The following is a 13,657-nucleotide window of genomic DNA, read 5'->3' on the forward strand; positions in this document are numbered from 1 at the left end:
CGATTACTTTCATTGACTTTACGGCAGTCAGTGTTACTGCTGACTGCTTTTCTCTAGCCTTTTAGTCCAAAGTCCAGTTCATAACTTTTGTGGATAATAAAAAATTAAAACCCGCCAGCGCGGGTTTTGTTCGTATGGTTCTGTGACTATCAGCACCATAGGTAAATCATTCGTTAAGAAAACGAAAATATTTCTTAATTCCGAGGAAATCAATTTAGAATGGAAGTAAGAGTTCGCAGTTAGCCCATCGCCTCTATATTAAGGGCTTAGATGTGTGGACACAAGTAATAAAACAATACTTAGGAACAAAATGATACTCGTTTACGTCGCATAAATGTCTTGCCTCTGATTTGATTAACGCACATTAGCAGGATACTAATTCAGAGTTGCGATCGCACAGACTCCCATAATCATAAGTGCTTTTATCTTCGGAATACGCTTATAGACAGGTTTAAAAACAGTCAGAAACAAACTCAGTAAATCACCGTCATTAAATACATCACATACACAAAGGACAACCCTCTTATGGCTCGCTCACATCAATGGAAATCTAGAACTGCTGCACTAATGGCAATAGCCGTTACCGCAAGCGTCGCTAGCCCCCTATTAAGCTTGGCTCCTGCCAATGCACAATATAGAATTGGGCAAGACAGAAATACTCAATATGGAAACGTTACCATTCCTTCTGGGGTTGCTTTTCCTGTCACCTACGAGAAAGAGACTATTACTATTGCTCCTGGGGAAAGTAAATCTATAACCTTGAGAATAGCCAATGACATTATCGACAGAAATAGAAATGTCTTAATTCCTGCTGGAACTAAAGTAAATGGGCGGCTAGAATCTGTTGACTTAGATAATTATTCAAGAAATACAGATGATAACCAAGGAAAAGGCGTGCGGTTTGTCGCTCAAGAATTAGAATTTTCTAATGGTCAGCGTCAGTCGATTAATGCAACTTCTCGGACATACACCACAACTCAAAAAGTTTCACAAGGGCCTAGCACTGGTCAGGTTTTAACTGATGCAGCTATTGGTGGAGGTGCTGGTCTTTTAGGTTCACTAATTACTGGTAACAACAGAATTGATGATTTAAAACCTGTTATTGGTGCGGCTGCGGGTGCAGGTGCGAGTGTCCTATTGCGGAAAAAAGAAGCAAATTTGTTTGTCATCAGACCCGCACAAGATTTAAGGCTCACACTGAATTCTAATTTGAATTTAGTACCACGCTCACGCTACTAGATTTAACTGTATTCAAGTCGTGACTTTAATCACCCCTTATAGGCGATCGCCACTTTAACTAGAGTGTGCGATCGCCTTCATTTTTATACCTAAAAAATTCTATTTAACAGCAACTATCATACATCTATATCGTCTTCATCACCATCGATATTTATTGGAATACTTATTGAAGTATGCTATTGAAGGAAAGAGATAGGAAAGTCATCTCTATTTTATTCTCTATCTAAAAGAGTATTCAAAATTACCTAATATCCTGATACTTTTTCTCAAGTAGTGTATAAAAGAGCATTTTATTATGGTAAATAAAGGTTTCATTTTAAGCACATCTCTTGTAATTCCCGTGGTGTTAATTCTTTTGACTCAGGGAGAAAAGATAAAAGTATCTTTAGTTGAAAACGCCCCTCAGATATCCACTAACAACGAAATTAGCCTATCCAGCAACAAGCTAATTAGCGCGAATTCAACACCGAAAATATACTATGTTAGTGGTAATGGAAACGACAAAAATAGCGGACTTTCTACTTCATCCGCATTTAGGACAATTCAGAAAGCAGCGGACCTTACCAACCCTGGTGATACAGTATTGATTATGAATGGAGTCTACAAAAATGTAGCCAAAGCTTTGAGTGTAGTAAGTATTAAACGTTCTGGAACTGCAAATGCATGGATTAGGTATAAAGCATATCCTGGACATTTACCAAAAATTCAGCACAATACATGGAACGGTGTTCTGATTTCAAGTGGAGCTTCATATATTGAGATCAACGGACTGGAGGTTATAGGGAATAATGCCAATATAACTCTTGATTATGCAATGAGTCAGAAGACTAACAAACTAAACCCACTCACAAATGGAAACTGCATCAACATTGACGGACGAACCAGTGGTCATGTTCATCATATCCGTATTATGAATAATAAAGTGCATGACTGTGGAGGAGCAGGTATTTCAGCGATTCAATCAGATTATGTGACAGTAGACAATAACGTAGTTTTCAATAATGCCTGGTATAGTGTTTATGGTTGTAGTGGTATTTCAATGTTGAGTAATTGGAATTCTGACAAAAACCAGGGATACAAAATGTTTGTTACCAACAATAAGACTTACAATAATCGTATGTACATCCCTTGGATTGCAGTTGGAAAGATTACAGATGGGAATGGTATTATTATTGATACTACAAGAAACGATCAGAATAACTCAAAATTGGGTGCATATCAAGGACGCACTTTAGTTAAAAACAATCTGACATTTAATAATGGTGGCTCAGGTATTCATACATTTTTAAGCGAGCATGTTGATATTGTAAATAACACTGCTATTTTAAATAATCAAAGTCCGGAAATTAAAGATGGGCAAATATTTGCTAATGTATCATCTGATGTCAGGATTTTAAACAATATTTTATATGCTTTCCCTGGTAAAGATATTAATAGTAATAATAAAAATGAAAACGTTGTTTATGATTACAATATATACCTAAATGCTTCTAAAATAAGTGTTAAGGGAACTCACGATATTGTTGCAGACTCACAGGTTTTAAAAAAGTATCCTACTCTCGAAAAAATATCTAATGATTGGAAATTGCGGCTAGATAAACAAAATCCACCAACACGGATTTATGTAGAGTCTAACTCCGCAGGTTTTGTTTGTGAGTCAGTAACTTATAGTTTACAAGGGAAACCAATCCAAGCAGGATGCTCCCCGCTATCTTTAGCTCAAATTGCTTTTTCTGATGTTTCATCTAACTATTGGGCAGCACAATTTATTCAACAATTGTCACAGCGAGGCGTAATTGCTGGATTTCCTGATGGTAGGTTCCGCCCTGAAGAACCGGTAACACGCGCTCAATTTGCTGCTATGGTCAACAAAGCTTTCCCTAAATCACAGCAGAGGCAGGCGACCAATTTTGCTGATGTGCCTAGTAACTATTGGGCATACAGTGCGATTGAGCAAGCTTATACCATTGGTTTTTTATCTGGATATCCCAATAATCGTTTTCAACCTAACCAGGCTATTCCCCGCCAGCAGGTTTTAGTTTCCCTCGCCAACGGTCTGGGATATACTTCTGGTGGCAATACCGAAAAAACTCTGAAATATTTTAACGATGCCTCTAACATCGCTAACTATGCCCGTAGCCCGATCGCAGCTGCAACCCAAAAGCAAATTGTGGTGAACTATCCTAATGTGAAATCCCTGAATCCAACCGCAACCGCTACTCGCGCACAGGTAGCAGCTTTTATCTACCAAGCACTGGTTAGTTCTAACCAAGCCTCAGCAATTAACTCCCCTTATGTCGTGTCAAACTTCAGCAATTAACTGCCTAATCAACAATTATCCATGTCTATAATCATTGCTGGAGAACGTAGTGGGGTGGGCAAGACAACAGTCACGCTTACCCTTTTAGCATCTTTACGTCGTCGCGATCGCTTGGTGCAATCTTTCAAGGTAGGCCCAGACTACATCGATCCGATGTTTCATCAACACGTAACTGGTCGTCCTTGTCGCAACTTAGACCCAGTGTTGACTTCAGAAACCTACGTTCAGCAATGTTTTGCCCGTCATAGTCAACTGACTGAATATTCCCTAGTAGAAGGGGTAATGGGATTATTTGATGGAATTTCGCCATTGGTCAATAGTCATTTGTCATTTGCAGAAGACAAAGGACTAATGACTAATGACAAAGGACAAATTAATGATTTTGCAAGTACGGCACACATTGCACGGCTTTTAGATTTACCTGTGGTGTTGGTGATTGATTGCAGTCGCTTGTCTGGTTCTGTCGCTGCGATCGCTCACGGCTACCAATCTATTGACCCCCGAATTAAAATAGCTGGGGTAGTATTAAACCGCGTAGGAAGCGATCGCCACCTCTCTCTCCTCAAAGATGCCCTAAAGCCCTTAGAATTACCTATTCTTGGCGTGCTGCGCCGTCAAGATAACATCACAATTCCCGATCGCCATTTGGGTTTAGTACCCACAGCAGAACTTCCCGAACTCAATGCTTTAATTGATCGCCTCGCCGATTTAGGAGATACTTGCTTCGATTGGCAAAACTTATTGCCCCTGTTAAAATCACAACCTCTCCCTCCTCCCCCTAATCTGCCTCATTTTCCCTCCTCCATCAGAATTGCAGTTGCCCGCGATCGCGCTTTTAATTTTTATTACCAAGACAATCTCGATTTGCTGCAACAACTTGGTGCAGAACTGGTTTTTTGGAGTCCGTTAAAAGATGCTGCAATACCAAAAGATGTCCAGGGAATGTATTTTGGCGGAGGTTTCCCAGAAGTTTTTGCCCAGCAACTAGCAGAAAATACCAGCGTTCGTGATGGAGTGAAAACAGCAATTCTGGAAGGAATGCCTGCGATCGCTGAATGCGGAGGATTAATGTATTTATGTGAGCAAATTATCGATTTTGAGGGTAAATCTTGGGCAATGACGGGAGTTTTACCAACATCTGCTGTCATGGGTGGGCGTTTAACTTTGGGCTATCGTCGTGCAGTAGCTTTGCAAGATAATCTGTTAGTGAAGGCAGGTACAGCTGTTCACGGACATGAATTTCATCGTTCCCATTTAACCTTAACTTCCACTAAGCCCCTATTTGAAACTTCTCGCTACGATTGTGATGAAAATATGGGATGCGAGGGATGGGGTTTTCCTGCAAATGTTCATGCTTCTTATGTGCATTTGCATTGGGGAGAAAGTAGAGAAATTCCCGAACAGTTTCTTAAAGAATGTAGAACTTATACCATTTCTTTGTGAGGCTGCGCTAAACCCTTTTAACTTCTTTCTTTGTGTCCTTTGCGTCCTACCCTGCGGGAAGCCGCTCCGCGTCTATGCGGTTCGTTATTCTCTCTTGCACTTAAATATGATTTAGCGCATCTTCAGACAACGTGAGTTCGACGGAGTGAATTGACTGTGGTAGGAGGTTTTGGGTTTAATTCAACGTGAGTTCGATAAATTCATATCGTCATTTAACTTACGAATCAGACGGGATAACTCACGAATGATATTCACCGCAATTTCAGGAGTTTCTTCGATCGCATCATACAATTGCTCTTGCGTCAGTTCCAAAAATTCGCAAGGTTCCAAAGTTGTTGCAGTGGCAGAACGAGGTTGAGTATCAAATACTGCCATCTCACCAAAATATTTTCCCTGTTCCACCTCTGCAAGCATTTTATTGCCGATGTGAACCTTAACCCGACCTGACACGACAATATAAAGCGATCGCCCTTCTTCTCCTTGGCGAAAGATGGTGTAATTAGCTGGAAATGACAGTTCGTTCATCACTGAAGTGAGCCGCACAATAAAATCATCCCGCAATTCCTTAAAAATCGGGACTCGCCGGACAAATAATAAACGGTCAACACTGGTTAGCATAATTACAAGTTAAACATAAAACATTACTGTAAATTTTAAACCTGAAGACAGAGCGCGATTAGTCATATTAACCGATGTTTAACGCTAGCCGCCAAGAATATCTCAAACTTTAGTCTGTCTTTGATAGAGGAGGCAGGAGGGGGAAAGGAGCAGGGGGAAATGACTTCTTCATCCTGCCGTGAAACGAAGGGGGGAACATGAGTCTGAGTCCTGCTACCTTGCCTCTTGTTCAATAGGAGCGATGCCTACGGCGGTAAACTACGCTCTTAAACTTCTCAGATAGTAACTCAGTATGAAGCTTAACCAACTGCCAGTCTAGGGGAAAGTAGTTTTGTTAAAAACCTTGCCAGCCCCGCTAAAGCAACACCTATAAAACAGACTGTTTATCAATCACCTTTATTTATCGTTTTAAAAAACAAGAGTATTTGCTCTTATATGGTTGCAAGCCATAATATTGACTTCATGAGCTCCCAAGGTACCTTGCTGAGGAAAAAATCACCAATTTGATTAGAGGCAATCGCTTCTAAAAACCGGGAAACTGGCTGATGACTAGCGAACCTCAATCGGTTGTCGTTACGTAAAACAGTCACAAAATCTCCTTATCTGCCCTCACAGCGAAGAGCAGAGAAAGACTAGAACAAACAGCATTGAATATCGTGAGCAACAATTATGAGTTGGCTAATTAGTACATTATTTATTGGGATATCTGTCGCTTTTGCAACTACCTTTGACGACAATTTATATTTGACAGCTTTTTTTGGAAAAGTCAATCGCAGCTTTCGTCCAAAGCATATTATTATCGGTGAATTTCTGGGATTTACTACCTTAGTGTGCGCTAGTCTCCCTGGTTTCTTCGGTGGTCTTGTGATTCCTAGCACCTGGATTGGATTACTAGGTTTGCTTCCCATTGCTATTGGTATCAGTAATTTCATCAGTCGAGAAGAGGAAGGAGAGACAGTGCAAGCTGTGTCGGTTGAGTTAAACTCTCCTGTCAAATCTGAACGCCAGAATAAATCATTATTAGCAACCATCCGCGATCCTCAAACCTACCGCGTTTCTGCTGTCACCATTGCCAATGGAGGAAACAACATTGGGATCTATGTACCGTTGTTTGCTAGTAGCAATCTTCCAAGTTTGAGTGTGATTTTGTGTGTTTGTTATTTCAGTATTGGGGCGTGGTGTTTACTTTCTTACAACCTGACTCGTAATCCTCTGATGACCCCCATTTTAACCCGCTTCGGCCGGAAAGTCTTCCCATTTGTCTTAATTTACCTGGGACTCTCTATCTTAATTAAAAGTGAATCATATCGACTGTTACCTAGTCTGGCAATGCTTTCTAATTAGGAATTACACCCGAACTGAAAACTTGTTACTTGGGAATGCGATTTCTACGATGGTCACTGAGCTTTGTTGAAATGCGGGCTACGCCTACGGAGATGGGTGCTATTCCCTAACACAACCAAACTAATCACCTGATCGTTTCCCATCCACAAAGATTTTTTAATCACTTAAATTTATCAATTAGAATCAAAATAATATTTGATGTTATCAATCAATTTATCTAAAGTGAGAATAAAGCACATTATTGATGGCTCTTATAAAAGCAAACCCACTACTACGAATAATCACAGAAAGGAACTCATGAATCAATCAAATTCTAAAAAATTAACTCGGTGGATAGTAACAGTAGTATTTCTGGTACTTGTAGCAGGATTTTCGCTCCTTGACCAGCAAGCAGTTAAAGCTCAAACATTAACAACATCCATACCTACTGAGTCTGAATTAGCTCCAGTCACATCTCCGGTTACATCGCCAATGGAGTCTGAACTAGCTCCAGTCATACCTCCGGTTACATCGCCAATGGAATCTGTAACTTCCCCAGTTATACCTCCAGTTGTGTCTGTAGCAACAAATGTTAGACATTTATTACAAACCAATGAATGTGTCGGATGTAACCTAACTGGAGCAATGCTTAAGGATGCAAACCTGCAAGCGGCAAATTTGGAGGGTGCTAACTTACAAAATGCAGACTTAGAAAGGGCTAACCTACAGCAAACAAACTTAAAAGGGGCAAACTTTCAAGGAGCAGATTTAGGTAAGGTAAACCTTTTGGGAGCAAACCTGTTAGGAGCAAACCTATTTGATGCAGACTTAGAAAAAGCCAACCTGTTGGGAGCAAATCTGCAAATGGCTAACCTACAGGGCGCAGACTTGGAAAAGACAAATCTCACAAATGCAAACATCCAGGGGGTTAACCTGATGGGGGTTGATTTGGAAGGTGCTATCAGACCTGAAGGATTCACTGTTCAGTAATTAAACTGAAGTTCTGAGTAAATTTAATAAAAACCCTCAAAAGCCTGATTCAGTAATGAATACAGGCTTTTATTTTTAAAGATTTGTACTCATATAATTGTCGGAATTTGCGATCGCCACAATAGTAGATAAAGGCACGTCAGCAAAATACTGTTGCTGAAATTGTTCTTCTCGGACAGCAGCTAAAAATCGTGCCACTGCTTCATCAGCAAGGTTTTCTGCTCTATCACTCGGATGCCAAGTAATTTGTAAATAATTGTCTTGTCGTTTGACTGTGAATCCTAAATGTTTTAAAGCTTTAATTCCTACAAGTAAAGTTTGATCACTGATGCCAATTTTCTCTAAAAGTTGGACGCGCGTAACTGGTTGATTTGTGCGACTGAGATATTTGGCAATTCCAACAAGAGTCAGCCAAATTTGATTTGGTGGTTGGTGGTTGGGTTTAGACCAAGCGATCGCTAATTGTTGTTGATTGGAAAGCGTAGATGCGGAGCGGCTTATCGCTAAACATCGCCGCAACCATAGGCGTAAATTATCCCAACTCGTGGGACAATCTTCAAGAATCAACGCTAAGTCTTGAGTTGTGTTAGCCCTAGCCTGTGAATATTCCTGATTCCGTAAGTCTAAGATGAGTGGTGAGTGTTGAGTGTTCAGTGCTGAGTTAACACTTGGACGCACGGCAATTAATCTGATTTCATAACGTTTTTTAAAGGTGTTGTAGTCTAATTCAGCTATGCAATCACACCTTCCTATGGGCAATTCATCTTTGTAGTGTCCCCACCATAAGCCAGGAAAAGCACTTCTGCCGGAATCATCCCGAATATCAAACTCAGTTTTAATGTACTGTACCTTCTTCCCTTGCCAATCCTGCTGATTACGATGCCAGGCATTTTCAAACCAACAGTTTTGAATTAGCAACTTCGGAACAGGATTACCCATTCCACAAGGTTCTAGCACTTTCAGTTCTAAAAATAACTCTTTCCCCAAGTCTGCAACTGTCACCGTCAAGTCTGCTTGCACTGTTGGCGTTAGGGTTGTACTACCTAAAGATTGCCGCAACTGCTGATTAATCGCTGCTGTAAATAAAGGAATATTCTCTACTAACAAACTCAACCCAGCTGCAAAGGGATGTCCGCCAAAGCGATGTAACAAATGTGCTTGGTCTTTTACCAGTTGGTATAAATCTACAGAATTCACCGAACGGGCGGAACCACGGGCGAGGGATTGGGGACTTGTACTGAGCGCAGCCGAAGTATTAGGGATTGGGGATTGGGAAAATTCCTCCCCAGTCCCCAGTTCCCAGTCTCCAGTCCCCAGTCCCTCTGTACTTAATAAAATAGTCGGGCGACCCGTTTCTTGTGCTACTTGTCCGGCAACTAAGCCCAACACACCCGCAGGCCATTGGGCATCTTCTAGGACGATGACGCTGGTGGTTGATAAATCTAATTGAGTAAGTTTTTGTGCTACTTGCGCTTGTACATCTTTTTGCAAAGATTTGCGTCTGGTGTTTGCGAGTTCTGTAACTTCGGCTAATTCGTTACAACGTTTGACATCTCGACTGGTTAATAATTCAACGCAAAAACTGGCATCACCTTGGATGCGGCTAACGGCGTTAATTCTTGGGCCCAAACCAAAGGAAATATCTGTGGGGCGATCGCCACTTTTCTGGCACAATTCTAATAATCGCCCCACTCCCGGACGACGACGCGCTGCTGGTAGCTGTTTAAAATCTTCTTGTAGTCGTTGAATTCCCAACTGCGCCAAATAACGACAATCTCCACTTAACTGCACTAAGTCGGCAATTAATCCTACTGCTACTAAATCTAATAAATCCTCTAACGGATGTTTTGCAACATTAGGCAGACTTTGATATAGTGCCTCCACCAACTTATAAGCTACCGCTACCCCAGAAAGATTAAATAGCTGATGTTCTCTTGAAAAATAGCGGGGATTGATAATTGCTGCGACGGGTGGGCGTTCAGTTGGTAAAGTATGATGGTCTGTAACTATTACATCTATGCCTAGCTGTTTAGCGTAGATAATTTCCTCAATATTTGTGCTGCCAGTATCGCAAGTAACAATTAATTTACAACCTTGTTTTGCTAAGTTATCAATCCCTTGATTATTGAGACCATGAGATTCTTTCAGGCGATTGGGAATATAGAAAATTAACTGAGTATTTTGTTTAAAAAATTGCCCTAATCCATCCCAAAGTACAGATGTAGCAGTAATCCCATCAGCATCAAAATCTCCCCAAATAGCAATTTTTTCTTTGGCGTTATATGCTTGTTGCAACCGTGCGATCGCTAAGTCCATTTCTTGCCCAAACTCAAAGGGACTTGCTGGTTGATAAGCTTTATAGTTAATAAAAGCTGTTAATTGTTGATGATCTTTAATTCCCCGTTGCCACAACAATTGTGCTGCATATATTCCACTTGATAGGGGCGTATACTGTTTCACCGCTTGGATGAACCACTCCGGGGGTTGTTCGGTTGCTGTTATAGTCCACTGCTGTTGTTCTGGCATTGTTTAAATCGGGGATTGATCCTCAGTTGTTTGAGATTCACCTGCTAGGGGATTAAGAATTACTTCATTAGCGACGCTCTCAGCTTTACGGGCACGAATTGCCGGACGCGATCGCTTGTAACCTGCTCTTTCAGCTTTTTGGTGTTCGTAATCAATTAATCTGCCATAATATTCATGCTTGCTTAAATTCATCGACAAGAAAATATGCTGGCGAGTATTACCAAAACCCTTGCGGTTAAAAAACTTTAAGGCTGAAGTATTGGTGGGATCGGTATCTACCAGCATAAACCGCGCCCCATCTTCAATCATCCGGGCGACGACTTTATCAACCAACTTATCTGCTACTCCCCGACGCTGATACTTCGGACTAACTCCCAACCATAAAATATATCCATAAGTCCAGGATGCTTTGGTGATGATAGTTCCCAAAATGAATCCGGCTAATTCTCCGTCTGTTTCGGCCACAAGACAATATTCAGGATCGGTGTTGTAAAGTCCAATCACCTCCCATTCATCCCATGTGCGGTATAAATAAGGATATAAATCACTGGTAAATAACCCTTCTCCCAAGTGGTAAACGGGAGCAATGTCATCAATTCCTAATTCGCGGACATAAATGGCTTCAGTTTCGTCAAAAGTTGACATAAATTTAGAAGTTGTGATTTTTTTATATCCCTATTGGACTTGACAACATCCTTTAATATATGGGGTTGAGTGAGACTTCTTGAATGCTGTCAAAATTTGGCAATGAGTCTTTCACTGCTTCTTCAGAAACTTGCGTGCGATCGCACCGTTTGGCAAACTGACAATAATCACAAGTTTTGCTACCCTCCGCCACTTGAGGAAACTGCTGGTTATTTTGGTAATCTTCCAGCCAATTAGTTAACTGGCTTAACAGTTGATTAAGTTTCTTTGCTATTTTTGTGTGTTGAACAGTATTGTAATTAAATTTAATATTTTGCGGCTTACCCTCAGATTGGACAAACCAGTAAGTCATGGAAATATTTTCTGGCGAATAATCGCTAGTTTCTGCCAATACATAGAGATAAAGCCGTGTTTGCCAGTTGGACTCTAACTCGCGTTTATTGGGTGGTTTAGGATAAGTTTTCCAGTCGAGAATTTGCGCTTGTTGGTTATCTGCAATCAATAAATCATAGACAACCGTCAGTAAATAATCCTGAACTTGTAGGGTGCGGTAGTGTTCACTTTCACGGAAAGTTTGATTATCAGATGCAGCCATTAAAATTTCAGGTGCTGCATCAGCAAAACCTAGCATCCAGCTTTGGAGTTTAGCATCTGCTTGCAAAAAACTATCAATTGGCAAACCCATTTCTCGCTGCTGCATTAGCAAGTGAAAACGACTACCCAAAGTTTGCCGTTCTTCTTGTTCTGGATTTGAGGGCGAATTGAGTTTTTCTAAATAGGTATGTTGAAATTTACGCGGACAAGCTTCTAGTAAGTTGAGTTGTCCTTGAGACAGTCGCAGTAGTTGAGTAGGAGTTAACAGCATTCTTCTATTTTAGAAGTTAAAAGGGCGAATGACCTCCGCCCTAGCTCTAAGTTGACACCCAAACAATAACTGCTATAGTTCTCATATCTGTTATTTCAACTCTTCATCAGTTAATTTTCCTAGAATAATTGCTAGATGATATTGTGCGTCCATTGCCCAAAAGGGAAGTACTTGAAGCACTCGCTAATTGAACAAAAAATTGCATTTTCACCCTCCAGTCTGTGGTGATGAAATACATGACTGACCGATTAATTGAACAGGTTTATCACGAAGTTACTACTGGGGATATTAGGCTATTTATAAGCCATTTACTTGTACTGGACATAACGGTTCGGTAAAATCAGTTGCCTTCAGTCCCGATGGTCAAATTTTAGCTAGTGGCAGTGAAGACCAAACAGTAAATTTATGGGATCTCCACACATGAAAATGCTTTAAAAGTTTACAGGGAAATACCAATACAGTCAGGTCAGTTGCCTTTAGTCCCGATGGTCAAACCCTAATTTGTGGTAGCCAAGATGAGACAATTAAAGTTTGAGATGTATTGACAGGTGAGTGCCTAAAAACACTGCGTAGGCTAGCTCTTCTCTACGAGAGGCTGCGCCCTAAGCGTAGCTATTTACGGCTACGCTCAGGAACCACCCGTCGTAGACATCGCCAAAACCTTACGAAGGAATGAATATCACCGACGTGACAAGGTTAACCGCAGCACAGGTAGTAACGCTGAAAGCTTTAGGGGCAGTGGAAGATCCAGAGTAAAAATAAAAGGTAAAAGAATGAATTTTGCCTTTTCCTTCATCCTTTTACCTTTTTTATGTACCTGATGCTTATTTCATGTTAGCCCTTGCGTCCTTCACTGCGGCAAAGAAAAAGAATCCGGTGAGTGGAATGCTCAATGCGAGGATAATCGCCGTGACTTGGAAACCCAAATCTGGTTGTCCGTAACTGAGTTCAAAAATCGAACCAACAGCTGCGATCGCACTTACACAAGAACCACCCAGAAATAAACTGCTTTTTGGAGTTAAATACACTACTAGCCCCCTATGCTATTGGTTTCACCGCTTGATACGAGAAGCCATTTTTAGATAGCTCCTGGGCTAAAGTCAAGGAGTTTTCTACACGGTCTACAAATACCACACCGTTGAGGTGATCCATCTCGTGCTGAATGCAGCGTCCTAAAAGGGCATTAGCCTTTAATGTTCGAGGACGACCATATTCGTCTTTATAGGCTATCTCCACGACTTCAGGACGCTTTACGTCTAGATATACGTTAGGAATGCTTAAGCATCCTTCTTCGGCAACAGAGATGTCACGGCTGACTTGTTTAATGGTGGGGTTAATCAACACCAAAGGCGGATTAGCTGCGTTCTCTGGTTCCAGGTCGATGACAATTAGTTGTTTGTGAATTCCCACTTGGGGGGCAGCCAAACCAATGCCATCTTTGCTGTACATAGTTTGCAGCATTTCCCGCACCATCCGGCGAAGTTCGTCATCTACTTTAGAAACCCGCTTTGCAGCTTGACGCAGCACGCGATCGCCTAAATAATGAAGCTCCAAAGGTGGATTTTTTAACTTTTTTTTCTCTACAGCAATTTCAGAAGGCATGAGTCTCAATGGCTAGTGGTGAAAATTCTTACTATTTTCATTCTATCAAGTTGGGGAATGGGGGGGGGGGAATTGGGAATTGGGAA

General features: G+C 41.1%; 10 protein-coding genes and 2 pseudogenes. 6 read left to right on the forward strand and 6 right to left on the reverse strand.

Annotation, left to right across the window (positions count from 1 at the left end):
• Window positions 1-525: 525 nt before the first annotated feature.
• The 3 genes and pseudogenes from G1O98_RS31100 to G1O98_RS31110 all read left to right on the forward strand — a co-directional run bounded on the left by G1O98_RS31100 (window position 526) and on the right by G1O98_RS31110 (window position 5,002).
• Window positions 526-1,239 (forward strand): conjugal transfer protein TrbI, encoded by a 714-nt coding sequence (locus tag G1O98_RS31100; protein WP_163936458.1) that lies wholly within the window; start codon window positions 526-528, stop codon window positions 1,237-1,239.
• 1,687 nt (window positions 1,240-2,926) lie between these two features.
• Window positions 2,927-3,544, forward strand: a pseudogene (locus G1O98_RS39120) (S-layer homology domain-containing protein); the annotation flags it as partial.
• Between the two features lie 36 nt (window positions 3,545-3,580).
• Window positions 3,581-5,002 (forward strand): cobyrinate a,c-diamide synthase, encoded by a 1,422-nt coding sequence (locus tag G1O98_RS31110; protein ID WP_163936461.1) that lies wholly within the window; start codon window positions 3,581-3,583, stop codon window positions 5,000-5,002.
• A gap of 180 nt (window positions 5,003-5,182) precedes the next feature.
• On the opposite strand, the gene G1O98_RS31115 is transcribed toward G1O98_RS31110, so the two are convergent.
• Window positions 5,183-5,620 carry a cyclic nucleotide-binding domain-containing protein gene (locus G1O98_RS31115; RefSeq protein ID WP_114081859.1) on the reverse strand — a complete coding sequence of 146 codons (438 nt, stop codon included), beginning with the start codon at window positions 5,618-5,620 and terminating at the stop codon, window positions 5,183-5,185.
• A 669-nt stretch (window positions 5,621-6,289) separates the two neighbouring features.
• Here G1O98_RS31115 and G1O98_RS31120 point away from each other — a divergent pair.
• Both G1O98_RS31120 and G1O98_RS31125 read left to right on the forward strand, forming a co-directional pair.
• Entirely contained in the window at window positions 6,290-6,964 is a 675-nt protein-coding gene (locus G1O98_RS31120; RefSeq protein WP_163936463.1) for a cadmium resistance transporter, read from the forward strand.
• Window positions 6,965-7,261: 297 nt separating this feature from the next.
• Entirely contained in the window at window positions 7,262-7,933 is a 672-nt protein-coding gene (locus tag G1O98_RS31125; RefSeq protein ID WP_163936468.1) for a pentapeptide repeat-containing protein, read from the forward strand.
• Between the two features lie 75 nt (window positions 7,934-8,008).
• On the opposite strand, the gene G1O98_RS31130 is transcribed toward G1O98_RS31125, so the two are convergent.
• Genes G1O98_RS31130 through G1O98_RS31140 form a run of 3 tightly spaced genes read right to left on the reverse strand, consistent with a single transcriptional unit; the run spans window position 8,009 to window position 11,969 of the window.
• The gene (locus G1O98_RS31130) at window positions 8,009-10,459 is read right to left on the reverse strand and encodes a DHH family phosphoesterase (RefSeq protein ID WP_163936471.1); all 2,451 of its coding nucleotides are present in this window, start codon (window positions 10,457-10,459) and stop codon (window positions 8,009-8,011) included.
• A 3-nt stretch (window positions 10,460-10,462) separates the two neighbouring features.
• Complete coding sequence (locus tag G1O98_RS31135; protein WP_163936474.1) at window positions 10,463-11,104, reverse strand: GNAT family N-acetyltransferase; 642 nt, start codon at window positions 11,102-11,104, stop codon at window positions 10,463-10,465.
• Window positions 11,105-11,156: 52 nt separating this feature from the next.
• A complete protein-coding gene (locus tag G1O98_RS31140; RefSeq protein ID WP_163936479.1) occupies window positions 11,157-11,969 on the reverse strand; it encodes a PD-(D/E)XK nuclease family protein in 813 nt (270 codons plus the stop codon).
• A 334-nt stretch (window positions 11,970-12,303) separates the two neighbouring features.
• Between G1O98_RS31140 and G1O98_RS31145 the strand changes: the two are divergent.
• A pseudogene (locus G1O98_RS31145) lies at window positions 12,304-12,725 on the forward strand (hypothetical protein); the annotation flags it as partial.
• A gap of 68 nt (window positions 12,726-12,793) precedes the next feature.
• Here the strand turns inward: G1O98_RS31145 and G1O98_RS31150 are convergent.
• The gene (locus G1O98_RS31150) at window positions 12,794-12,997 is read right to left on the reverse strand and encodes a hypothetical protein (RefSeq protein WP_163936482.1); all 204 of its coding nucleotides are present in this window, start codon (window positions 12,995-12,997) and stop codon (window positions 12,794-12,796) included.
• A gap of 10 nt (window positions 12,998-13,007) precedes the next feature.
• Entirely contained in the window at window positions 13,008-13,571 is a 564-nt protein-coding gene (def, locus tag G1O98_RS31155; RefSeq protein ID WP_114081866.1) for a peptide deformylase, read from the reverse strand.
• Window positions 13,572-13,657: the final 86 nt, after the last annotated feature.

This window comes from Nostoc sp. UIC 10630 (assembly GCF_010747425.1).
Taxonomy (GTDB): Bacteria; Cyanobacteriota; Cyanobacteriia; order Cyanobacteriales; family Nostocaceae; genus Nostoc.

Excerpts from the sequence above, each read along its gene's own strand:
- G1O98_RS31120 (WP_163936463.1), top strand. The coding sequence starts at position 6,290 with ATGAGTTGGCTAATTAGTACATTATTTATTGGGATATCTGTCGCTTTT.
- G1O98_RS31115 (WP_114081859.1), bottom strand. The coding sequence starts at position 5,620 with ATGCTAACCAGTGTTGACCGTTTATTATTTGTCCGGCGAGTCCCGATT.
- G1O98_RS31125 (WP_163936468.1), top strand. The coding sequence starts at position 7,262 with ATGAATCAATCAAATTCTAAAAAATTAACTCGGTGGATAGTAACAGTA.
- G1O98_RS31100 (WP_163936458.1), top strand. The coding sequence starts at position 526 with ATGGCTCGCTCACATCAATGGAAATCTAGAACTGCTGCACTAATGGCA.
- G1O98_RS31110 (WP_163936461.1), top strand. The coding sequence starts at position 3,581 with ATGTCTATAATCATTGCTGGAGAACGTAGTGGGGTGGGCAAGACAACA.
- G1O98_RS31135 (WP_163936474.1), bottom strand. The coding sequence starts at position 11,104 with ATGTCAACTTTTGACGAAACTGAAGCCATTTATGTCCGCGAATTAGGA.
- G1O98_RS31130 (WP_163936471.1), bottom strand. The coding sequence starts at position 10,459 with ATGCCAGAACAACAGCAGTGGACTATAACAGCAACCGAACAACCCCCG.
- def (WP_114081866.1), bottom strand. The coding sequence starts at position 13,571 with ATGCCTTCTGAAATTGCTGTAGAGAAAAAAAAGTTAAAAAATCCACCT.
- G1O98_RS31140 (WP_163936479.1), bottom strand. The coding sequence starts at position 11,969 with ATGCTGTTAACTCCTACTCAACTACTGCGACTGTCTCAAGGACAACTC.